We start from the raw sequence: 24,063 nt of genomic DNA, 5'->3' as shown, positions 1-24,063 counted from the left end.
TCGTTTCGTCATGGTCATTTTGATGTTTATCCCCAAATCTGCCTAAGAAAAGTCTCCAATCAAATGTAGCAACTCCATAATAGCTATAAAGCCAGTTTAGAGCGTTTAAGAAAAAAGTTTAATAAGTTGAATAATAAGGGTTATGTCTGGCTTAGATACTAAATCATTCAGGCTATTTACTAAAGCTGCAAGCGATTCTATGATTAGCAACAGTATCAGGCTGCCACTGACGGTACTACTTATTGAAAAGAACTCATGACTGATACAAAATACTTTATTGATTAAAATAGGAGTCAACGAAAAAATACGTCAGCACCAGAAACAACAGGATACTTACCAGAAATACCAATTGTTTTCCCAACGTGTAACTAACGTAACGACTGTTGCCTACTATCAAATTCATCAACTCATTAACCCAATGGTTAAGCTTATCCATGATCAGGCGATGGATTAAATGCTTAGGATTTTAGTTGAGGCAATTTACGTTACATCAAATCAATTGAGTGTTAAGCAAATATGAAGTATTTATAACAAGCCGTAGGGGTAAGGTTATGGTGTAAACAAAAAGAGAGCTAAGGTTTTATACGTACAGAGGTATATTAAAATACGTTCTCCAGCAATTGCCGTCGATAATCGGCAACTGCTGGAGAACGTATCAGAAGTTCGAATAGAACTGTATAAGCTCTCGTCTCAGCTACTTATGTAACCGCTTCCAATTCCTCATGTTCCTCCAGTTTTACCAGCACCTGTCGGGCAAATGCTACTTTATCCGATTTCCGATATTGTGCATAAAGTAAAGCTCCCGAGGGCGCAACGAAATGCCGATTGACCTGCTTGCAGGCAGCCCACAGCTTAGGGTTCATTTTAATTTGATAATCTCGAATTGGCGTGTCTGCGCCAAACCAAAGGCGTATGATATTCGCCGACGTTACCTTCATGACAAGGCCCATATGAATAATGTGGAATGGTTATGTTCAGTTGAGTAAATATTTCCTGTTGGCAGTCCGTGACGAACGTGATCAGATTCCTGATCTTTCATATACGTTCGGCAATCTGCTTATCATAAAACAGGAGAGGAGCAAGAATTACTTAGTAGCCATCCGAAATAACGTATTAAAATCGATTGCAAGGGTAGGGATTCGTTGATCTGAAATTTCCATAAAGCACATAATCGTTGTGTATTCGTACAGCCAAAAAATAACTGGCTAATTATCATCATTGTTTATCAGATAATTAACCTTCATAGCCACGTAACGGGTTACTACATAGTACGAATGAAAGCGTTACAAATATCCTGCCATCAGTAAGCGCCTTATTATCTGCCAATTGTCTGATTACGTAGTGCTATGTCTTTTTAATGATAAAATAATGCTACGAGGAGATTTTCTACTTCCAGCAAAACCGCCAAAGCCGGGTCTACTGACCCGGCTTTGGCGGTTTTGCTGATTTAATCGCTTTTAAGGTTGAACCAATCGAATCACCTGGCGCTGTTTATGGGTGCTCACCTGTAACAACATCACACCCGACCTGCTGACAGTTGCCAGTTTTACCCGTTCCACTCCACCAGCCCGTTCCAGATTGTGTTCCTGTAGGCGATGACCCTGCTCATCCACCAACTCAAGACCCACCCGCTGACCTTCCACACCACGGATCTCCACCTCCAGCGTCTGGCTTGCTACCGGATTGCCCAGCACCTGCACCTGCAAGACTGCTCCAGATTCCTCGACACCCACCCGACCTGATAGATTGCAGAACACCAGCCAGTTGTAGGTATAAGTAGCGGGTGTACTTCCCTGATGTGCCCGCAAGGTGATCACCGGATTGTCAGTGTATAAAGGCAACATGTACGGCCCCGCTTGAGTAGTAGGCAACAGTTCATTGACCACCGAGAAACTGATCGGACTGCCATCCACTCCACTATACTGAGGAGTGAACGTTAGCCAGCGCCGGTTAGCACTTAATGTCTCGCAGCTAGCCAGACTCACCCCCACAATGCCAAATCCAGTGGGCTGACCAGGGGGTGGAGCCACTATTAGCTGAAAACTGGCGCTCACCTGTGCTCCCACCGGGTCAAGGGCCGTAATCGTTACGTTGCTGATTCCCGTTACCGAGGGCGTACCGCTCAGTACACCCCCATTCACACTCAAACCCGCCGGTAGGTTCTGAGCCGTGTAGGTGAGGGGTTGCCCATCGGGGTCACTGAAGTAAGCCACTGGCCGTTACGGAAATGGGCTGAATGGTCGTGGTGGTTGCGCTGGTCAGCAGAGTTGGTGCTTGTAAATCGGTGTTGCTTACTACCGTAGTAAATGCCGAAGCTGTACATCCCCCGGCAGAGGTAATAATAACCGAAAACATACCGGGCTGGCTAACGGCGGCCCTATTTGAAGGGCCGCTCTGGGTAAGTCCGGGGCCATTGAACGAGTAGGTGCTACCGCCGGATGCCGTGAGCGTTACGCTTGTAGTAGCGCAGGTGAGCGGACCGCTTACGGCTAACCCTGGATTATCTACTGAATTAACAACCAACTGAAAAGGGGAACTGGTGAGACTAGTTGTTGAACTTGTGATAACCACTACGTAGTTACCCGCATCCCCTGTTTGTACATTCGTTAACGACAACGTAGCAGAGGTTTGTGAAGGAACTGTCACTCCATTCTTATACCACAGGTAGGAAGTAGCAAAGCCACTAGTTGAAACAGACGCCATTACGTTACTACCCGCACAGACCGTCGATAGACCAGGCGGGGGATTCGTTATGGCAATGGCTCCGCAGTTCGCCTGTACCTGCTCAACTGAGTTACAACCTTGACCGTTCAAATAGATGCGAATACTTTCTGACCCAACTGCCAGTCGCTCACAGAGGGCATAAAATGTACAATTGGAAAGCGAATTTTTGTCAAATTGTATAATGCCGCCCAGGGTTCGCACATTGTTCAGAGCCGAAATGTCGATCAGCGATCTGTTGCCACCAAGATGCAGCTCATCTCCAATTACCGTCAAATTCTCCAGCCCATTCAGACTGGTTAGGCTGCTACTGGCCGTAACGCTTAGATACCCCACTGCACTTAGGCTGTTAAGGCCTGAAAGATTGAGAAGGCTGAAATTCGTGCCAATAACTAGACCCCCTGCCGACGCGACGAGAGTTTCTCCATGCCGGAGAAGTCGATTAAGGCTGAATTGCTCCCAATTCCAAAGGTGCCAATCACCGAAGTCAGGTTATTAAGCCCCGTCAGATGAAGCAACTGATCAACATCAATAATGTCTAAGTTACCGGTAATTGTCTGTAAAGAGGACAAACTTCTCAGACTGGTAATATCGCTCTCAAGCGTGATATCCTCGTTGCCAATCAATAAATTCTCCAGAGTCGAGCAATTTGGATATTGTAAACCAAAGGCATCAACCTGAGCCTGCGTGGCTAAAACAACATCACCTGTTGGGCACTGAGCCAAACTGAACGTACTGAGTAGCAGTAAAAAAACAGAGAGTATACTGCTGATTTACAGGCAGTACGGACGAGATAAATAAAAAAATGCTGCATGGGCTAGTTGAGTTAAAAGTTCGCAGCAAAAATGGTCAGGAAGGGCAGTTAGGTGTGAGCTCAAATGTCTCCAATGTGGCTACACATGTCGTATACTTGGAAAAACGGCACCCCAACAGGCAGATTTAGTGAATAGATTTTGCTGTAGCAGTGATTTGACGAACCAATAGGGGTGATTGATTCTATGTCACAAAGTGTAAACTAACGTATTGAAGTTTACCAATACTGAATAGTTTAACTCAACTTTAGGGAGAAGTCACCAATTTTACGGTCTGACCCCAATGTATCAGCCGTTCGTGCGATTCAATAGATTTTATTGGGCGTAGTACCAAATTTATTCTTAAATGCCCGACTAAAGTAATTCGGATCGTTGAAGCCTACTTCAAAAGCCGTTTCGGTTACGCTTGTGCCCCCTTCGAGTAGCTGGCGAGCCAACGTCAGACGGTAGTCGTTCAGGTATTCTTTCGTACTCAAACCAGTTAGCGTTTTTAGTTTCGTATGAAGTTGCGACCGGCTGCATTTCATTTGCTGAGCCAACGTATCGGCTGTTACATCTTTGTTTTTATACTGCTGATTAATCAGCGAAGCGAACTGGAGTACAAACTCCTGATCTTTGTTACGTCGGGGTAGGGGACTCAGCAGCGAACCACTCAGGCTGCCCGATAATTTAGTTTTTAGTAGCGATACGGTTTTCAGTTTATTCGTAATCATCAAATCCAGCTCTTTCAGGCTGAATGGTTTGCTTATGTACCCTTCGGCGCCACTGTTTAGACCGTCAATAATCGTTTTATCCTCCTCATTTTCAAGTAGTAATATAACTGGTATGTGTTGCGTTTGTGGGTTGTTCTTCAGCACCAGACATATGCTTTTATACTCTTTATCATGCATATTACTGTCGCAGAGAATGATTTCGGGCAGCATATTTTCGGCTTTTTTCAAAGCTTCGTTGAACGTAGTGGCCACGCTAATCCGGTACGTTTCTCCGTAATGACGCTTTAGGAACTGGGCCAGTTCTTTAGAGCGTTCAATAATCAGCAGATTTGGTTTGTCATTCAGTACCGAATCTTCTATCGGGAAGCTTAGCAACTCTTCATCCCGGAGTAGATTCACATCCGGCGTATCGACAACCTGGCTACTTATCGAGTGTTGAACTTTGGCGTTCATTGTTCCCTTGCTGACAGGCGTTTTCTGAATAGGAATACGTAGCGACAGTCGACAACGGTTGTCTATATCAGAAAAAACTACCTGGCCCGATAGGAGCTTTAATAGGTTGAATGTCAAAAGTATACCGATACTAAGTGAATTGTCTTGCCCAAAAATCTCTTCGGCTTTTCCGGCGTTTTGATAGCTGGATTCAAGACTGTTTAAAAGCTCTGGCTGTCCGTTAAATGCGAAATTAAGCCGCAGCTCTGCCGTTGCGGAATCTGAGGTGTTATCAACCGCTACGTCAAAGTTTAGTTCGTCACCTTCGGTCAGTTGGTCAATCAGGTAAAAGAATACATTCCCAATAATCATTTCCAGCTTTCCGGCATCAAACGACGCCATCAGATAAGGGGGCGTAAACGTAAGCCGCTTCTGAATTTGTCGGGCACGTAGCAGAGGATCAAATCCCTTCAGCGTTTCTTTGATGAACGTAATGACATCGGCATCAACAAGATGAATTTTCTGAATTTCGTGACCTGTTTTTCGAAGCTCGGTAATCTGGTCAATCAATGCCTGCAACCGTCGGGCATTATTCTTGATAATGCCATAGTTTGTGGCAGAATCAGCGCGCCAGGCCTGATTATTCTGAATCAATTCGTCAATCTCTGCGATAATCAGGGTTATAGGCGTTTTGAATTCGTTGGAAAGGAACGTGAAGAAATTCAGCTTCTGCTGGTTCAACTCCCTACTTTTTTCCCGTTCCACCCGTTCCATCTGCACGGCTACTTTCTGATGGTTCAGATACGTTATGACTCTCCGATACAGCACCAGCAAACCAATGCCGATCAACGCATATAAAAGATAAGCGTAGTTCGTTCGCCAGAAAGGCGGTTTCACGACAAGTTGAAGCGTACGCTCGGTTGGCGACAAATCGCCGTTTGATTGATAGGAGCGAACGTGAAACGTATAATCTCCGGGTGATAGATTGGTGTATGTCTGCGAGTTAACAGTGGTTTTTGGCCCCCAGGTTTCTTCAAATCCTTCGAGGTAATACGTATAGTAATTGGTCTGTTTCGAAAAATAATTGATGGCTACAAAATCGAATGTAATTACATTCTGAGCATAATCAAAAACGAGCTCGTTGGTTTCATCAAGGCGTTTTGTTAGCATCAACTCGCCATCCGCCTTGACTTCCTTATTAAAGAGTTTGAGATCGGTAAAGTAAACGGGCGGGTCAAAAACGCGTTTTGCAATATTGTCAGGATTGAAATAACAAAGGCCGTCTACGCTCCCAAAATACAGATTGCCATGCCGGTCTTTCAGGGCTGACCTGAAATTGAACTGGGTTGCCTCAAGTCCATTGCTTCCGTCGAACACCCGATGCGTGTTCTGTTTAGGATTGTAAGAAAGGAGTCCGCTATTGGTTGAAAACCAGTATGTTCCGTTATTATCTTCCAGTGTTTCATAAACAGTCTGAGTAGAGAGATAAACCTGAACGGGATGCCTGATAAACCTTTTTTGCCGATAATTCCACTGGCAAACGCCCCCATTCAGGCTGCTAAACCAAACATTGTGGCCCGAATCCTCATAAATACTCATAACCTGATTACTCCGAAAAACAGACGTATTACTGGCATCAAAATGGGTCAATTTATCGAGGTCAGGATCGTATTGAAATACCCCCGAATTCGACGTAGCAATCCAGACTAGCCCCGACGTATCGCCTATAATGTCAGTAACAAAGCGGGTCCCTAACTCCTGAGGTTTGAAGAGTCGAAAGGTGCCCGTTTTCTCATTCAGAATATTCAGTCCACGGGTTGTACCCACCCAAAGTTGACCGGTTCGGTCGCGATAGAGGGCATTCACGTAATTGCTTGTCAGTGAAGTCGGATCACCGGGATTGTGAAGATATGCCTGTTTTTTACCAGTTATCGGATCAATTCGGTTTAATCCACCGAGGAACGTACCAACCCAGGCCGCGCCCGACTTATCAATCAAAATAGCATGTATGTTGTTATCACTCAAGCCATTCGACCGGTTATGATACGTATATTGACCCGTAACCCGATCCTGAACGCTGATACCTCCGTCTTCGGTGCCCACCCAAAGCCGATCCTTCCCATCAATAACAAGCTGGCTAATTGCCTTCCCCGCAATGGTTTGTCCGTCGGTAGCAGGAAAAAGATGTTCGAACGAAATGCCGATGGGTTTCGTATAGTTTACACCACCAAAGTACGTACCGAGCCAAACAATCCCATCCCGACTGACGAAGCTCGAGTAAACGGCCCGGTCAGTCAAACCATAGGGCGAGGCTGTAAACGATTTATCATATACGCGGGCAGTTTGGCGTTGGCGATCAACCAATATTATTCCCGCTTCACTGCCAATCCAGACATTTCCGGCCAAATCTTCTGTAACGGTACGTATTATACGAACTCGTCCATTTACAAGACGTTTAAACCAGTCTAACTGCTTAAAGACCATTGTCTTTTCATCTAATTGCAGCAGGTCATTCTCTGTGCTCAGCCAGATAGCTCCCCGCCGATCTTTGAAAAGCTTATGATTACGTAACGTATGTGATTTTATGGGATTATCGCCATCAATGGTGAGCGTAACTATGGTTTCGCCGGCTGAATTAATAATACTAGGGGTGTTGTTCTGTAAAACCAGAAATGAACCTTTACGAAACTCACAAATATCGTGGACGAGCTTTCCTGGCAGAATTTGACGAACTAAACCACGCTCGGATAAAATATAGATTCCATCCGGGCTCCCAATCCACAAGTCGCCTGTGGATACGCGTTGAATACCCAATACGTTAACTGATTTCTTTCCAAGCGATACCGGAGCAAATTCATCCTTATCAAAAAGGTAGCGAAATAATCCAGCAGCGGTTCCTACCCAAAGTTCATGTCCAACGGTATATAGGCAGTTGACTCGCGCCCCTTCGGCATTGGGATCAACGTCATTTAGCGGGTAATTTTTTAGCCGCTGACTATCGTAGCGGCTCACTCCAGCCCTCGTTCCGAACCAAATGAAACCTTTATGGTCTTGTGTGATGCTAAAAACACTATTGTGCGACAAACCATGTTCAGATGTGAGCGCATTGAAATAAAAGTTTTGAGATTTACTTATGCTGATACTAAAGAGTAACAAACTAAATATCAGTACAATGAGATTTAGGAAGTGTAACGAAAAACGGCTCTTATGTTGCATTGTTCTAAAATCAGCCATTTGTGTTTAGATCCGCACAATCATTCAGAAGTGGATATAGACAGGTAAAAATTGCACAATTGTCCTGGTTTTTTGATCAAAAGTCAAGATTGTAGCGGACTCTACTTCTTAAAATTGCAAAATCATTCCTTTGAATTATGCCAAGCTTTACAAGAGCGGGTATTTCTTTTCCAATCCTATAACCAAAATCATTTCTATGAAGAACAATTACAGAATTAAGCCAATCAAGCTGATTGGCTTTCTGCTATTTCTTCTAATTGGAAGGCACACGCAGGCCCAGCAACGAACGCTATCGGGGAAAGTCTTGGGCGAGAATGGAGGCCCATTGCCAGGAGCAACCGTTCTGCTGAAAGGTACGTCGACAGGTACATCAGCCAATGCCGACGGGATGTACAGCCTACCAATTCCGACCGAACAGACGAGCAATACGTTGGTCGTCTCGTTTATCGGTTATTTATCGAAAGAAGTGGTCATTGGGAATCAGACTACCATCGACATAACCATTGACCCAGACTCGAAAGGGTTGCAGGAAGTCATCGTTGTTGGTTACGGTACCCAGAAAAAAGAATCGATAACGGGCGCCATTTCCGCCGTTACGTCCCGCGATGTGGGTCGGGTTCATGCCGCTACCGTTACGGGCATACTGGCTGGTAAAATTCCGGGTGTACAGTTTCGGCAACCCGACGGACGACCTGGTGCAGCTGCTAACATCCAGATTCGAAATATGGGCGGCAATCCGCTGTTCATCATTGATGGCGTGCCGAAGGACAAAACCCAGTTCGATAACCTCTCGCCCAACGATGTCGAAACTATTACAGTACTGAAAGATGCTTCGGCGTCTATCTATGGTTCGCGTGCGGCTAATGGCGTTATTATCGTAACGACCAAACGCGGAGTGGTGGGCCAGAAAAGTACGATCAATCTGGATGCGTACTACGGTTTTCAGAACTGGACGCGCTTCCCGACGGTCGTGAACGCTTATGACTGGAATCTTGGTAAAGCGGAAGCAGAAATAAACCGCAATGGGACCACAGCCATCACCCAGGCCGAATTAGATAAGTATAAAGCGGGCACGGAATACGGCTACCAGAGTTTCGACTGGTACAATTTCATTATTCAACCCAACTCGCCCCAGTCGAACATAAACTTAAGCGCCAGCGGAGGTTCGGACCGTATTAATTATTACATCTCCGCTACGCGACTGGATCAGAATTCGGTGATGGGCCGCGAGTTTTTCTTTAACCGCACCAACATTCAGTCGAACATTGACGCCCGGATTTCGGACCGAATCAAGGTAGGACTAACGATTGCCGGGCGGCAGGAAACCCGCGAAAATCCGGGGGTGCCTGGTGGCGATGACTACATGCAACCCAAGTTTGCGATCCTCCGCAACCGCCCTACCGAACGTCCCTACGCCAACGACAACCCGGACTATATCAATACCATCAGTAACCCGGCTTCGAACTGGGGTTATCTGAATTACACGCGGTCGGGTTTTCTCAAAGAAGTATATACATCGATAACCCCTCAATTTACCGGCGAATACGTAACACCCATCAAGGGCCTGACGCTGAAAGGATTGTACTCGTACATGTTCAGGGATTCGCAACGTGAAGTGTTTGAATATACCTACGATACGTACACCTATAACCCATCGACCCAGCAGTACAATCGGACGGGTGGTAGCCAGAATCCATATCGTCAGCGGGTGGTGAACAAGATTGACGAAAGCATCGGACAAGTGCAGCTTACGTATGCCAATACGTTCGGGAAGCACACCATCAACGCTATTGCACTGACCGAGCGTCTCGATAAACGCGAACGTAACGTAGAAGCCCGTACCGTGCCCAAAACCAATACGTTGCCGGTGATGCAGTTTGCCGACATTGTCGCTTACACCGATGCTGATGCGACGCAGGCACGGGTGGGTTATATCGGTCGAGTGAATTACGGCTACGCGGATAAATACTTTCTGGAAATAGCCGCCCGACGCGATGCTTCGTGGAAATTCGCTCCCAGCAAACGGTGGGGTACGTTCCCTTCGGTGTCAGCCGCCTGGCGTATCACAGAAGAACCTTTTTTCAAGTCGTTTACCAACAATGGGAATTTTTTGAGTGACCTCAAACTGCGAATCTCCTATGGGCAATTAGGCGACGATAACGTCCGGCCCAACAACTTAGACCTAGACCCATACGCCTATAATCCCGGCTATAATTACAACACGGGGGTAGGTATCATGTCGGGAACAACGACCGTAGCAGCCCGCGACCGAGGTATTGCTTTCGACCGGATTTCGTGGCTGACGGCCAAAGTAACCGATATTGGCGTTGATTTCTCACTGCTGAATAACAAATTCACGGGTACACTCGATTATTTCCGACGAGTTCGCGATGGCCTGCCCGCTGTGAAGAGCGACGTATTCGTGCCCAGCGAATTGGGTTACGCGCTTCCGCAGGAAAACCTGGAGAGTGATGCCGTTGTCGGTGGCGAAGGTTCGTTGGTGTATAATGGCAACGTTCGGGGAATTCGATTTACGATTGGTGCAAATCTTTCCTACGCTCGCAGTCGGTATTTAACACCCTACAACCCACTTTTCGGCAATTCGCTGCTTGAATATCGGGAATCGCTCGTGAATCGTTGGAGCAATATTTTCTGGGGATACGAAGCCGTAGGCCAGTTCCAGTCGCAGGACGAAATCAACAATTACACGGTCAATAACGACGGGCAGGGCAACCGGACCATGATTCCTGGCGATTTGATTTTTCGCGATCAGAACAATGACGGTGTTATCAATAGTCGCGACGAGCGTCCCATTGGCTACGGCATCAACAACACGCCGATTCTGTCGGGTGGCCTGAATTTTACGGTGCAATACAAAGGCTTCGATTTTGCTATGGATTTCTCCGGGGGTACCATGATGGCTATCAACCGTACCAACGAGCAACGTAACGCTTATCAGAATACGGGCAACGTACCACACCTGTTATTCGATAATCGCTGGCGCCGGGCTGATCCACTCAATCCCGATAGTCCGTGGATTGCCGGCACTGAAATTCCGCTACGTTATAATGATACAGGCCACAGCAACATCAATAAAAATTCGACCTGGTGGCTGCTCAATATCAGCTACCTCCGCAACCGGACGATGGAACTGGGCTACACGATGCCTGCGCTGCTGACCCAGAAAGTCAAGATTCAGAAAGCGCGGTTCTTTGTGAATACCTACAACCTTTTCTCCATAGACAACACCAGACGCTATGGCATCGACCCTGAAGTACAGGATGAAAACGGGCTGCAATACCCGCAAACCAAACTCCTCAATTTTGGTATAAACCTGAGCTTCTAAACCGCCACTGTCATGAAAAAATATATTTTCTCACTTGCCGTCCTCTTTTCGCTGACGACCGGTTGCAAGAATGATTCCGAATTTCTGAATATCAAATCAACCAACATTCTCCTGATTGATGAGGTCTATGGCGACCCACGACTGGTATTGTCGGCAGCAACGGAACTATACAACCGCATTCCTGATTTTCAGGAGCCCGGCACTGGTACGATCAGCATTTTTGCGCTTTTTGATGAAGCCTTTTCTTCGGGCGATTACCCACGTCACCAGACCCGGGAATACGATTATGTGTTTCCCGGCATAAATAATCCTGAAGTAACGTATTGGGATTATGGTTACATCCGTGAAATTAACCTGTTCATCGAGCGGGTCAATGCCGCTACTAAACTAAGCGCGGCTGACAAAGCACGATTTGTAGCCGAAGGTCGGTTCCTGCGGGCCAATGTCTATTTTGAGTTGGTCAGGCGCCTGGGCGGAGTGCCGCTCATCACGGAGTCGCTCACCTACGATTACAGCGGCAATGCAGCTTACCTCCGCAAACCTCGTGCTAAGGAGTCGGAGATTTACGACTACGTTATCAGCGAGTTTGAAGCGATCAAATCCATTCTTCCCAAAACGCCCAACGAAAAATCGCGTGCTACGTACGGACTGGCTTTGGCCGCTAAATCCCGGGCAGCGCTGTATGCGGCTTCCATCGCCAAATACGGTGTCAATACGCCGACTGTTACGTTACCCGGTGGCGAAGTGGGCATTCCAGTGGCAAGAGCAAATGGGTATTACCAGACAGCATTGGAAGCGGCTCAGGAATTGATTAACTCCGGGCAATATTCACTTTACCAGAAAGCGCCTGATCTGTCAACCAATTTCGCCAACATTTTCCTGGACAAAGCGAATAATCCGGAAGTAATTTTTGTGGAAGATTACAAACTGCAAAGTGGTAAAGTCCACTCGTTTGCATTAGATAATCAACCACGCGCTGTTACGGAAGAAGGCGAACGGGGTGGTCGGCTGAATCCGTCGCTTAACCTTGTGCAGTCGTTCGAGAAGTTAGATAATACGTTCGCGCCACTGCCTATTAACAAGGGTGCTGCTACGGACTATATCTACTACGATAAACCCGAAGATCTCTTTGCCGGACGCGATGCGCGGCTTCGGGGAACGGTACTAGTGCCGGGAGATCTTTTCAAAAACCGCTCCATCGACATCTTTGCCGGACTGATTTTGGGCAACGGCAGCATCCTGTCGGGAGATCAACTGGGTCAACTCAAGATGGTTAACGGTGCGTCGGTGCAGGTAGTGGGTTTATCGGGACCGATTGAAGGGTACGATGGCTCAGCGCAGAGTGGATTTTACATGCGGAAATATAACGACCCCGTTACTGGTTCGGGGCAGATTGGTACGATGAGCGAGGTCTGGAACGTGCGCTATCGCTACGCTGAAGTGCTGCTCAATGCTGCCGAAGCGGCCTTTGAACTGGGTCAGAATGCGTTAGCTGCCGGCTATATGAAGCAGGTGCGCGACCGGGCAGGACTCACGAAAGCGTTAACTCCTTCTGAAATCACGTTCGACCGGATTGTTCACGAGCGCAAAGTGGAGCTGTCCTTTGAAAATCACATTTTATGGGATATGAAGCGGTGGCGGCTTGCTCACGTCGTGTGGGATGGCAGTAACTCCGACCTGACTACGTTACCGGGTAAAGCCACCGAGCCGAGCACACGGGTATTTAGTTTGTGGCCGTACAAAATCTACGATCCCGGCGGACCGAATCATAATAAGTGGGTGTACCGCAAAGTGCTGTCGGGTCGGGTAACGCAAAGCCACATTTTCCGGCTGGGTAACTATTACGCACGTATCAATGACGGGATTATCAACAACAATCCGACGATTCTCCGAAATCCTAACCAATAAGTAAAAGAATGAAAGAGCGCAAGAGCGAAAGTTCTGCGCCAGCCGTTCACTCTTTCACTCATTCGCACTTTCACTCTTTAAAAAGATGAAGACATACATTTTATTAATCGCAACCTTCCTCACCCTCACCGGGTGTGCCTACGATAACTTCGAACCGCCCAAATCTACGTTCGAAGGGCGGCTTGTTTATAAAGGCGAGCCTTTGCTCATGCAGAGCGCGAACGTAGCAGTGGGCAACAACTCCGATTTTCCGGTTTTTCTGGAACTCTGGCAGAAAGCCTACAACAACCGCAGTTCTATCCGGATTCCAATCAAGCAGGATGGTACGTTCTCATCGCTGCTTTTTGACGGAGAATACAAACTGATCGTTCCCAACGGGCAGGGACCTTTCCTCTGGAAAAGAACAGCCTCTAATACGCCCGACAGTCTGAATGTTACCGTTCAGGGGAGCCAGAAATTAGACATCGAAGTGATGCCTTATTACATGCTTCGGAACCCCAAAATGTCGCTTAGTGGCCGGAAAGTATCGGGTAGTGTTTCGCTGGAAAAAGTAATTACCGATGCCACTAACGGTAAGGCTGTTGAACGCGTCTCTTTATACGTCAACAGGACACAGTTTGTTGATGCGGGTAATAGTTTGAACAAAGCAGATTTGGCGGGTGCCGATATTAAAGACATCGCCAACGTAAGCCTGACTACCGCCGACTTACCCGCGCTGGTTCCTGCACAGGCGTATGTATATGCACGTATTGGCCTGAAAATTTCAGGCGTAGAAGATATGATTTATACCCCCGTGCAGAAAATAGATCTTTAATTAGGTTGGTGATTGATTACTAAGCTGCAGAGGGTCACCTGATGAACGTATCGTCAGCTTGTAAAAGTGGTGACCCTTTGTGCTTAGTGTTCCAGATCTAATGGATAATGTAAACTGTAGAATGAGTAATTAATGCGCTAATAATCAGGATTCCTGTCATTATTCATCCTACATTATTCATTCACTTACAAACAGACTCTGCTCAATGAGAAAACTTTTTCCCCTGCTTACGTTTCTGTGCTCAGTAGCCGCTCACGCTCAAGTGAAGGTCGATTTGTCGAAATACACCAAAAGTCCCACTACTGTGTCGCAGCAGGGTAGCGACGTAGTGCTGACCTGGCCAGCTGCGGGCAAGGAGATGGGGCGGCTCGTGGTTAGTCTGGCTTCAGATAAACCGCTGTTCAGCCACATTCAACTCTCGAAGGGCGGGAAGTTCAGTGAAATTGCCACCGACATGAACCCGGCCTTTGTGCTGACCATCGGTAAACGGGATTTAGTGTCGCAAAACGGTTGGAACATCTTTTTCGACAAAACCAACCGACTGCCCAGCAAAGCATACGCCGTTCAACTGAGCAAACGATCAGCAAGCGTCAGTACCGTTGGCACGCGAACCGTGCTACGTATTGGTGATACCGAAGCCGACCGTTTTCGGGGTGCCGTTGAAATCACCGTATATCAGGGAAGTCCACTATTCAACGTAGCAGCTGTCATGGCAACGCAGGTTGACTCAACGGCCATTCTCTACGACGCAGGTTTGGTAAGTAAAAAGCCAAACTGGACTACGTTAGCCTGGTCAGATACCGACAACAAAATGCAGGAGTCTCCGCTCAATCCGACGGCTCCTAACAAGGCACAGGCTGTAAAATACCGGACGATTATGGGTAATGGTCCTAATGGAACATTGGCCGTTTTCCCCGCTCCGCACCAGTATTTTTATCCGTTAGATGAAGCCTATAATCTCGATTTTACATGGTACGGAACGGGCTACCGAAGTCTCGTGCCTGAGTTTGGCATTGGCATTCGGCAGGATTTAATGGGCGACAAGCGCTGGGTTCCGTGGGTTAATGCCCCTCCCGGCACCCAACAACGGCTCAACTTTTTTTGTCTGCTCAGTACCGACAAACCCGCCGAAACGCTGGCCGAAGTGAAGCGATTCACCCACAACGACAAGTACCCGGTGGTGCCGGGCTACAAAACGATGTCGAGCCACTTTCATAATGAATTCACCATGAAAGTAGTGCTGGCGGGTAAGCCCATACCGGAAGTGCCCAATTTCGTGAAGGTGTTCAAGGACCACGGCGTCAATATTGTTCATCTAGCTGAGTTTCACGGTCCCGGCCACCCAAAAGGTCCTGACAGTTTGCGGTTACGTGAATTAAAGGCCCTCCATGAACAATGTAAACGGCTGTCGGGCAGCGACTTTCTGTTGCTACCCGGCGAAGAGCCCAACAATTTTTTCGGCGGGCACTGGCTCTCTTTCTTTCCAAAGGATGTGTACTGGATTATGTCGCGCAAATCCGAAATGCCGTTTGTGACAAATGAACCCGGCTACGGGAAGGTCTATCGGATTGCGGATAAGAACGATATGCTCAAGCTTCTGGAGGCTGAAAATGGTCTGGCCTGGGTGGCTCATGCCCGCACCAAAGGTTCAACGGGGTACCCCGATAAATACAAGGAAGAAGACTTTTTTAAGTCGGCCCATTTTTTCGGAGCAGCCTGGAAGAATATCCCTGCCGATCTATCGGAACCGCGACTGAGCCGCCGGGTACTCGATTTGCTGGACGATTACTCGAACTGGGGGCATAAAAAACATGCTATCGCCGAATCGGACATTTTTACGATGGAACCCGAAAACGAAACCTATGCCCACCTCAACGTCAACTACCTGCAAATGGACAAGTTGCCGGACTACAATGCAGGCTGGCAACCGGTTCTGGACGTAATGAAACAGGGTAAGTTTTTCGTAACGACGGGCGAAGTCATGCTGCCTGCCTTCTCTGTGAACGGCAGGGGAGCGGGCGAAACTGCTACGTTGCCCCCCGATGGAAAAGCAACCATCAATCTGGACGTAAACTGGACCTTCCCGCTCACGTTCGCCGAAATTGTTTCCGGCGACGGCAAACAGACCTATCGCGAACGTATCGACTTAACCAGTACGTTGCCTTTCGGCAAAAAAACGTACCGATTCGACACTAATCTTAAAAACCGAACGTGGGTCCGGGTTGAAGTCTGGGATGCCGCCGTTAACGGCGCTTTTACCCAGCAGGTCTGGCTCGAAAACCGATAACAATCACTCAACCCTTACTCTATGAAAGTGCCAATTTTTACTCTCCTGATAACCCTCGGGTTATATCAGGGCTGCACGAGAACTGCCCAGACGGGAATGAGTTCGGGGCAGAATCGTACTACCGAAACAACTGCTCGCCGGGGCGAAGTGCTGTTTCTAGGCAACCGGAGCAAGCACCATAATTCAGGAAAATACGCTCCCTGGCTCGCTATTTCGCTCTTTAAAAAAGGCGTGAATCTCACTTACTCTGTCAATGTAAATGACCTCAATTCCGAAAATCTGGCTAAATACGACGGGCTGATTATCTATGCTAATCACGACAGCCTCCCGCCCGCTCAGGAAGCCGCTTTAAAAGCTTTTGTAGAGGGTGGCAAGGGGTTAATTCCGCTGCATTCAGCCTCAGGCTGTTTCAAAAACTCGGATTGGTACATCACGACCATCGGTGGGCAATTTAAGTCGCATAAGTCGGGGCCGATTTTAGAGAATATTGTCGCTAAAAATCACCCGGTTATGCAGGGTTTAACGCCTTTCACTACGTCCTGGGATGAAACGTACATACACCAGCGGCTTAATCCCGACATGACCGTTTTGACGACCCGGCAGGACGGCGACCGGCAGGAACCTTACACGTGGGTACGTAAACAGGGAAAAGGACGGGTTTTTTACACCGCCTACGGCCATAACGATAGTACCTGGACAAATCCCGGTTTCCGCGAACTGGTGAATCGGGGGGTGTTATGGGCTATCGGTGAGCCGGTAACCAAACAGATCGCTAAACTGGCGATTCCGAACGTAGATATTTACGAATCGGCAAATATTGCCATTGACGACTACACCAAGCGGCACCGCGTTCCGGCCATGCAGGTGGCTTTAAAACCCGAGGAGTCTAAAAAATTGATGCAGGTGCCGGCTGATTTCGACATTCAATTGTTTGCTTCTGAGCCAGATATTACAAATCCCATTGCCATGTCGTGGGATGAACGAGGGCGGCTCTGGATTGTGGAATCAGTCGATTATCCGAATACGTTTCTGGAAACCGACGGTGCCGCCAACGATCGCATCAAAATTTGCGAAGACACTAATGGCGATGGAAAGGCCGACAAGTTCACCATCTTCGCCGACAAGCTAAACATCCCGACGAGCATGGTATTTGCCAACGGGGGCGTAGTGGTGTCGATGGCTCCGCACTTCGTTTTCCTGAAAGACACCAACGGTGACGATAAGGCCGACGTTCGGGAGAATATCATGAGCGGGTGGGATAAAAACGATACCCACTTTGGCCCTTCGAATCTGCAATACGGCTTCAATAATAAGATTTGGGGGGTGGTTGGCTCCGGCTACAGCGGCACTACCAAAGATGGTCTATCGCTGAATTTCAGAACCGGCGTTTATAACGTGAACCCCGACGGAACCGGGTTCGATTTTCTGGCGAATACGAGCAACAACACCTGGGGGCTGGGTTTTACGGAAGATAACAACGTATTTATTTCCACTGCTAACAACACCCACAGCGCATTTTATTCGATGCCAGCCCGCTACATGCAACGTAACCTGCCGGGTGCTACGTTACAGGCGGTCCAAAAAATTGATGGGCATTACGATGTGCACACTATGACCCCTAATCTGCGGCAGGTGGACGTAGTGGGCGGCTTTACGTCGGCAGCGGGGCACCATTTTTACACCGCCCGCAACTTCCCAAAATCATACTGGAATCGGGTGGCGTTTGTGTGTGAACCAACCGTTCGGCTGATTCACAATGCCATTATTGAGCCAAAGGGGGCCGGTTTTGCCGAGCAGGACGGTTGGAATATGCTTGCCAGTACCGATGAGTGGGTTGGTCCTGTGCAGGCAGAAGTTGGTCCCGATGGCGCATTGTGGGTAGCCGATTGGTACAACTTTATCATCCAGCACAACGTATTTGTGGAGCGGCAGGCTCCGTCAGAAATGGTGTTGCCGTTCAAAGATCAGCCAAAAGGGCAGGGAAACGCCTTCAACAGCCCGATGCGCGACATTAATTTTGGACGTATCTACCGCATCGTTTACAAAAAAGCGAAGCCGTACCAGCCCATTACGTTGTCGAAAAACGAACCAGTTGGGCTAATTGCCGCTCTCAAAAGCGACAATATGTTCTGGCGAATGAACGCGCAACGCCTGATTGTTGAATCGAAAAACCCGTCCCTGATTCCTGAACTTTACAAAATCATCGCGAATCCTGAGGTAGACGAAATCGGTCTGAACAGCCCCGCCGTTCACGCTCTGTGGACTCTACACGGTCTGGGGGCATTAACGGGGGGTAATCCCGAAGCGATTCAGGCAGCATCCAAAGCGTTGACGCACAAAGCCGCCGGGGTACGTAAAGCCGCCATTGAGGTGCTTCCCGCAACAAGCCATACGTTGGACATTCTTCAGAAAGTGGGGTTACTGGACGATCCAAATCTGAACGTTCGAATGGCCGCTACGTTGGCAATGGTGCAGATGCCTGCATCCGAAACTCTCGGGGCCGCGCTCTACCGGGCTTCGCTACGTCCCGAAAACGATACGGACGAATGGCTTGGACGCGCCTTATTTGCCGCTGCTGCTGTTCACCGAGCTGGTTTTCTGGCCGAAGCTGCTAAAGCAACTCCCGCTGTAGAAAATTCGCTGGCGAGCCGGTTGCTGGCGGGTATCAATAAGGAGGTTTATGCACTGCAACGACGGGCTGTCATCGCCATACCTCCCGACGTAACAGGTAAAGAGATTATCGTGAAAGGTTCAGCGGCTAAAGGATTTCGCAACCTGGAAGGATTCATTATGGGGCAAGGGGGAAAGGATGGCGGTTATGGACTGTACATAAAAGATGGCCACCTGACGATGGTGGTGAAACAAGATGGACAGGTTTATTCGGCCAGCACCAAGGAAGCACTACCAGACAATTTCGAGTTTGAAGGCCGACTGCTGAACAACGGCGAGATGGTGCTATTTGTAAACGGACAGGAAGCCGCTAAAGGGAAAGCACCTTCGCTGTTTACGAAACCGCTGACGGGTAGCATTCGGGTACAACGTGATTTTACCAATGAAAACTCGATGGGAACCTATGCGAGTGGTTATGAAACTACATCGTCCTTCGATTTTGTCGGAAATATGCAGAACGCTACGTTGGAAATACGTAACCCAACTGGCGAATTCCAGCAAGCGACTCCTAAAAAGCCAATTTCAGACAAGGCAACGGTAGTGACGATCAAGGTCGTGGAAGAGCAGATGAAATACGACACGAAACTGTTTACCGTCCGTGCGGGGCAGCCCGTCGTACTGACACTCGAAAACCCGGACATTATGCAGCATAACATCGTAATCTGCAAAACTGGAACGGCCGAGAAAGTTGGAAAAGCTGCTGATAAAATGGCGCAGGATCCGAAAAGTGTTGAAAAACACTACGTTCCACAATTGCCGGAAGTAATAGCGTCCAGTATTTTGGTCAATCCAGGCGAATCGTACACACTGGAATTTGTGGCTCCAGCCAAACCCGGCGATTATCCATTTATCTGTACATTTCCCGGCCACTGGAGCATCATGCGGGGCGTTATGCGCGTCGAAAAAGGAAGTGAATCAACGAACGTTCGATAACCAACTTATACCATGTATCGATTTATAATTTATCTCCTGCTACCAACGCTCTTTATTTCCCTTACTCGCTGCAAAACGAGTTCAAACGCCACCGCCAAAGCTGGTAAACCTATCCGCGTGCTGGTGGTAGGCGGTGGTACGTCGCATAATTTCGGAATGTGGTACCGCAACGTAGATGGCCAGACGCTGAGCCGCGATGGTTTCGCTACTGTCAACTACGTAGGCGATCCTGATTCCATGCTGACTTATCTGCCTCAGACCGACGTATTGTACCTGAGTAACAACCGGCCAATTACGAATCCAGCAGTACGTCAGGCTATTATGGATCACGCCAACGCGGGCAAGGGTTTACTGATTGCCCACGCGGCTATGTGGTATAACTGGAAAGACTGGCCTGAATACAACCTGAACCTCGTCAGTGGCGGAACCCGAAAACACGACAAGTATGGCACTTTCGACGTAACAGTGACCGACACAAACCACCCGATTACGAAAGGAGTAGAACAAAAATTCAGCCTGAAAGACGAACGCTACTACTATATTCCCGATCCTGCCGGACCGGGCATTATGGTGCTGGCCAGTTCGAGCTTAACCCCTTCTGACCCGGTTTATCCATCGGTGTTCATCGTGAAGCATCCGAAAGCACGTATCGTCGGGCTAGCGCTAGGCCACGATGCCGAGTCGCATAATTTGCCTGTTTATCAGACATTGCTGCGAAATTCTGTGGCGTGGGCAGGAAGGAGATAGAATAGTTAACGTGATCCTCCCCCTAAATCCCCTAAAGGGGACTTGGCTCGCGAGTGGACAAAGTCCCCTTTAGGGGATTTAGGGGTAAGACAAACTGATTCATAATAACTCTATTGAAAATCAAACTAAGTATCATGAGTGACCAGAAAATTACCGTTGTCATTGTTGGCATGGGCTTTGGCAAGGAGTTCATTCCCATTTACTTGCAACATCCTAATATTAACAAAGTGGGCATCTGTACCCGCAACCCCAAAACACTTGAGGAGCTCAGAACGAAATACAACCTTGATCCAGAGCTTTGCTTTGAGCATTTTGAGGATATACCCGGTCGCGACGATGTCGATGCCATTCACGTAGTGACACCCGTTCCTGACCATGCCCGTATGACGCTGGCTTCGCTCAACGCCAACAAACACACCGCCTGCACCATCCCGATGGCGATGACCAAGGAAGATTGCCAGGCAATTGTGGAAGCCAAACGACGTAGCGGCAAGGTATACATGATGATGGAAACGGCCCTCTATACGCGCGAATTCCTCTATGGTCTGAATTTAGCCGAAACCGGCGAATTAGGACGTATTCAGTTTGTTCGGGGATCGCATATTCAGGACATGAGTATGGAAGGCTGGGGCGAATACTGGAAAGGATACCCGCCGATGCTCAACGGAACGCATGCTATTTCTCCACTGCTACGTATCAACAACACAACGGCCGAAACCGTCGTCTGCCACGGGTCAGGGCGGTTGAGCGACGATTTGTCCAGCCGCTACGGATCGCCTTTTGCTGTAGAGACTGCTACGTTCACGCTCAAAAACTCCGACGTAATTGCCGAAGCCACCCGCTCGCTATTCGACGTAGTAAGGCAATACCGGGAAAGTTATGACGTGTATGGCACCAAAATGTCGTTCGAATGGGAGCAGTTGCAGGATGAAGAACACGTTATTTTCGACGGGGGTGAGAATGCCAAACGTATCAACGTACCGGATACCGACGAGTTGCTCATCGACCCGATCAAGCACTTCACGAAGCGCGAAAAAATCGACGACCCCAACCACGTATCGTTTTTGCAGGGAGCCGGTCACGGCGGATCACACCCGCATCTGGTGCAGGAATTTATGGCCGCCATCATCGAAGGTCGTAACTCGGCTGTCGATGCCGAATTAGCCGCCAATTACACCCTCGCCGGTATCTGTGCTCACGAATCGGCGATGAAAGGCGGGGAACGTATCACCATCCCAACGTATTAGACTACTTTTTTGTCATCCTGAGGTACGAAGAATCTTAAGGCGTCCCAACTCACAAATAAGGACGCCTTAAGATTCTTCGTACCTCAGAATGACAAAAACTTCGCAGAACATCTATGATTCAATTTGGCGCCAGTACGTTCATCTGGGTATCCCCGTTCTCCACGAATTCATTCGACCTGCTTTACAAAGTGGCCGACATGGGCTACGATATTATCGAAGTAGCGGTTGAAGACAAAGACCTTATCGACTGGGCAAAACTCAAAAAACTGGCTCGTGAAACAGGGCTGAAAATTACCATCAGTGGCGCATTCGGTCCAAACCGCGACCTATCCAGCGACGATGCTGCCATCCGCAAAAATGGCCTTTCGTATATCGTGGATTGCCTGCATCTGGCCGAAGCGATGGAAAGTCCCATCTTTACGGGACCGGTTTATTCAGCGGTGGGAAAAACACGCCTTGTTTCTGCCGAACGCAAGCAACAGGAACGAAACTGGTGTATCGAAAACCTGCACGAAGCGGCTGAAGTAGCCAAACAGTGTGGCGTAGTCATTGGGTTAGAACCGCTCAATCGCTTCGAAACCGACATGGTCAATACGGCCGAGCAGGCATTGTCGCTGGTGCGTGAGGTGGGTCATCCGTTTCTCAAAATCTCGCTCGATACGTTCCACAATAACATTGAAGAGAAAAGCATTCCGGCCACCATTCGGGCCATTGGAAAAGAGTTACTGTGTCATGTGCAGGGGAACGAAAGCGATCGAGGGACGCCCGGTACTGGTAATGTTGATTGGTCCGGAATCAAAGAAGCCCTGTTCGACATCGGTTACGACGGAGCTATCGTCATCGAAACCTTTGGCGCTCCTTCCGAAGAACTTGCCAGAGCTGCGTCTATCTGGCGGCCGCTGGCAAATAGTCCCGACGAACTGGCCAGCGAAGGATTAGATTTCTACAAATCGCTCTTTCGGTAGTGTATGCAAAAATCCATCATCATTATCGGTTGTTTCGATACCAAGGGCCCAGCCTTTGCCTTTTTGCGGGATTGCCTATTGGCGAGAGGTGAATCCGTCCTGACAATCAATACGGGCATGATGGAAACGGCGGTCGATTTCCCAATCGATTACGATGCGGAAGTCGTTGCCGAAGCTGCTAACGATTCGCTGGCTCGACTCCGCACAAGTCGCGACCGTGGACGAGCCATTGAGGTCATAGGAACGGGGGCGGCCTCCATCGTAACGCAGTTGGTACGTTCGGATCGGGTGAAGGGTGCAATCGGAATGGGGGGTGGGGGCGGTACGTTCGTGGCGCTTGCAGCCATGCAACCCATTCCGTTCGGGATACCCAAACTTTGTCTGTCTACAATGACTGGCAAGGATTTAACCCGGCAGGTTGGCACGAAAGACGTAACGCTAATGGCTTCGGTAGTGGACGTAGCGGGCCTGAATGGAATGCTTCGTCCTTTGATTGAACAGGCAGCTGCGACCATTTGCGCGATGGCTAACGTAACGCCGACAACGTATCATAAATCGGCAGGGCGAATTGCCATTAGTATGTTTGGCAACACAACGGCCTGCGTGAGCCACTGCACAGAACGTCTTGAAAAACTAGGCTATGAAGTGATCGCCTTTCATGCTAACGGTCTAGGTGGTCGAGCTATGGAAAGCCTGATCGCAGAAGGCCATTTCGACGCTGTGCTGGACGTAACGACCACCGAACTGGCCGATGAGTTATGCGGAGGTGTTTGCAGTGCCGGACCAGATCGACTGACGGCCGCTTCCCAAATGGGTTTGCCACAGGTAGTAGCTCCCGGATGCCTGGATATGGTTAATTTCAGCCAGCCCGACACGGTTCCGACACATTACCTGCATCGACAACTGTACAATTGGACACCGACCGTAACGCTCCTGCGAACCAACGAATTGGAGAATGAACAGTTAGGAAAGCTATTGGCCCAAAAAGTGAATAGGTCAAAAGCGGACGTAACGGTCGTTTTGCCGTTGAACGGCGTTTCGCAGATTGACGCAGTCGGGAATGATTTTTACAAGCCTGAGGTAAACAAGTTGCTTTTTGACGCAATAAAAAGCAATCTTTCCGAACGAGTGCGAGTGATTGAGTCTCCCACACACATCAACGACCCGGCGTTTGCCGATGTACTGGTGACGAGTTTACTGGAATTATTACAAAGAAAATAAAGCAAGACGTATC

Annotated in this window: 15 protein-coding genes; 9 read left to right on the top strand and 6 right to left on the bottom strand. The window is 48.5% G+C overall.

Going from position 1 to position 24,063, the window contains the following annotated elements:
• Positions 1-274: 274 nt before the first annotated feature.
• The 6 genes from IC229_RS23185 to IC229_RS23160 all read right to left on the bottom strand — a co-directional run bounded on the left by IC229_RS23185 (position 275) and on the right by IC229_RS23160 (position 7,762).
• Positions 275-436, bottom strand: a complete 162-nt coding sequence (locus tag IC229_RS23185) for a hypothetical protein (protein WP_190889404.1) — start codon at positions 434-436, stop codon at positions 275-277.
• A gap of 262 nt (positions 437-698) precedes the next feature.
• Complete coding sequence (locus tag IC229_RS23180; RefSeq protein WP_223834154.1) at positions 699-863, bottom strand: hypothetical protein; 165 nt, start codon at positions 861-863, stop codon at positions 699-701.
• A 594-nt stretch (positions 864-1,457) separates the two neighbouring features.
• A complete protein-coding gene (locus IC229_RS23175) occupies positions 1,458-2,213 on the bottom strand; it encodes a putative Ig domain-containing protein (protein ID WP_190889402.1) in 756 nt (251 codons plus the stop codon).
• Positions 2,197-3,057: an immunoglobulin domain-containing protein gene (locus IC229_RS23170; RefSeq protein WP_190889401.1), complete on the bottom strand. Its 861-nt coding sequence runs from the start codon at positions 3,055-3,057 to the stop codon at positions 2,197-2,199. Before IC229_RS23170 ends, IC229_RS23175 begins: the two co-directional genes overlap by 17 nt.
• Positions 3,058-3,113: 56 nt before the next feature.
• On the bottom strand, positions 3,114-3,446 hold the full coding sequence (locus IC229_RS23165) for a hypothetical protein (RefSeq protein ID WP_190889400.1): 333 nt from the start codon (positions 3,444-3,446) through the stop codon (positions 3,114-3,116).
• A 392-nt stretch (positions 3,447-3,838) separates the two neighbouring features.
• Complete coding sequence (locus IC229_RS23160) at positions 3,839-7,762, bottom strand: hybrid sensor histidine kinase/response regulator transcription factor (RefSeq protein ID WP_190889399.1); 3,924 nt, start codon at positions 7,760-7,762, stop codon at positions 3,839-3,841.
• 346 nt (positions 7,763-8,108) lie between these two features.
• Here IC229_RS23160 and IC229_RS23155 point away from each other — a divergent pair, with 346 nt between their 5' ends.
• From IC229_RS23155 to IC229_RS23115, 9 genes are all read left to right on the top strand, one after another.
• Entirely contained in the window at positions 8,109-11,258 is a 3,150-nt protein-coding gene (locus tag IC229_RS23155) for a SusC/RagA family TonB-linked outer membrane protein (RefSeq protein ID WP_190889398.1), read from the top strand.
• Positions 11,259-11,270: 12 nt separating this feature from the next.
• Positions 11,271-13,166, top strand: coding sequence for a RagB/SusD family nutrient uptake outer membrane protein (locus IC229_RS23150; RefSeq protein ID WP_190889397.1), 1,896 nt, complete (start codon positions 11,271-11,273; stop codon positions 13,164-13,166).
• An 85-nt stretch (positions 13,167-13,251) separates the two neighbouring features.
• On the top strand, positions 13,252-13,980 hold the full coding sequence (locus IC229_RS23145; RefSeq protein WP_190889396.1) for a DUF3823 domain-containing protein: 729 nt from the start codon (positions 13,252-13,254) through the stop codon (positions 13,978-13,980).
• A 205-nt stretch (positions 13,981-14,185) separates the two neighbouring features.
• Entirely contained in the window at positions 14,186-16,267 is a 2,082-nt protein-coding gene (locus IC229_RS23140; RefSeq protein WP_190889395.1) for a CehA/McbA family metallohydrolase domain-containing protein, read from the top strand.
• A 21-nt stretch (positions 16,268-16,288) separates the two neighbouring features.
• Positions 16,289-19,870 carry a PVC-type heme-binding CxxCH protein gene (locus tag IC229_RS23135; protein WP_190889394.1) on the top strand — a complete coding sequence of 1,194 codons (3,582 nt, stop codon included), beginning with the start codon at positions 16,289-16,291 and terminating at the stop codon, positions 19,868-19,870.
• A gap of 12 nt (positions 19,871-19,882) precedes the next feature.
• A complete protein-coding gene (locus tag IC229_RS23130) occupies positions 19,883-20,617 on the top strand; it encodes a ThuA domain-containing protein (RefSeq protein ID WP_190889393.1) in 735 nt (244 codons plus the stop codon).
• Between the two features lie 134 nt (positions 20,618-20,751).
• On the top strand, positions 20,752-21,864 hold the full coding sequence (locus tag IC229_RS23125) for a Gfo/Idh/MocA family protein (RefSeq protein ID WP_190889392.1): 1,113 nt from the start codon (positions 20,752-20,754) through the stop codon (positions 21,862-21,864).
• A gap of 113 nt (positions 21,865-21,977) precedes the next feature.
• Complete coding sequence (locus IC229_RS23120) at positions 21,978-22,829, top strand: sugar phosphate isomerase/epimerase family protein (protein WP_223834152.1); 852 nt, start codon at positions 21,978-21,980, stop codon at positions 22,827-22,829.
• Positions 22,830-22,832: 3 nt separating this feature from the next.
• Positions 22,833-24,050 carry a Tm-1-like ATP-binding domain-containing protein gene (locus tag IC229_RS23115; protein WP_190889391.1) on the top strand — a complete coding sequence of 406 codons (1,218 nt, stop codon included), beginning with the start codon at positions 22,833-22,835 and terminating at the stop codon, positions 24,048-24,050.
• The last annotated feature ends 13 nt before the right edge of the window (positions 24,051-24,063 follow it).

It is taken from the genome of Spirosoma profusum (genome assembly GCF_014699005.1).
GTDB classification, from domain to species: Bacteria; Bacteroidota; Bacteroidia; order Cytophagales; family Spirosomataceae; genus Spirosoma; species Spirosoma profusum.
The sequence above is the reverse complement of the archived record's forward strand: the minus strand, read 5'-3'. Positions and strand labels throughout refer to the sequence as shown.

Bases quoted from the DNA above. Each gene is read 5' to 3' on its own strand.
- IC229_RS23135 (WP_190889394.1), top strand. From the start codon at position 16,289: ATGAAAGTGCCAATTTTTACTCTCCTGATAACCCTCGGGTTATATCAG.
- IC229_RS23185 (WP_190889404.1), bottom strand. From the start codon at position 436: ATGGATAAGCTTAACCATTGGGTTAATGAGTTGATGAATTTGATAGTA.
- IC229_RS23120 (WP_223834152.1), top strand. From the start codon at position 21,978: ATGATTCAATTTGGCGCCAGTACGTTCATCTGGGTATCCCCGTTCTCC.
- IC229_RS23125 (WP_190889392.1), top strand. From the start codon at position 20,752: ATGAGTGACCAGAAAATTACCGTTGTCATTGTTGGCATGGGCTTTGGC.
- IC229_RS23140 (WP_190889395.1), top strand. From the start codon at position 14,186: ATGAGAAAACTTTTTCCCCTGCTTACGTTTCTGTGCTCAGTAGCCGCT.
- IC229_RS23155 (WP_190889398.1), top strand. From the start codon at position 8,109: ATGAAGAACAATTACAGAATTAAGCCAATCAAGCTGATTGGCTTTCTG.
- IC229_RS23150 (WP_190889397.1), top strand. From the start codon at position 11,271: ATGAAAAAATATATTTTCTCACTTGCCGTCCTCTTTTCGCTGACGACC.
- IC229_RS23180 (WP_223834154.1), bottom strand. From the start codon at position 863: ATGAACCCTAAGCTGTGGGCTGCCTGCAAGCAGGTCAATCGGCATTTC.
- IC229_RS23145 (WP_190889396.1), top strand. From the start codon at position 13,252: ATGAAGACATACATTTTATTAATCGCAACCTTCCTCACCCTCACCGGG.
- IC229_RS23130 (WP_190889393.1), top strand. From the start codon at position 19,883: ATGTATCGATTTATAATTTATCTCCTGCTACCAACGCTCTTTATTTCC.
- IC229_RS23115 (WP_190889391.1), top strand. From the start codon at position 22,833: ATGCAAAAATCCATCATCATTATCGGTTGTTTCGATACCAAGGGCCCA.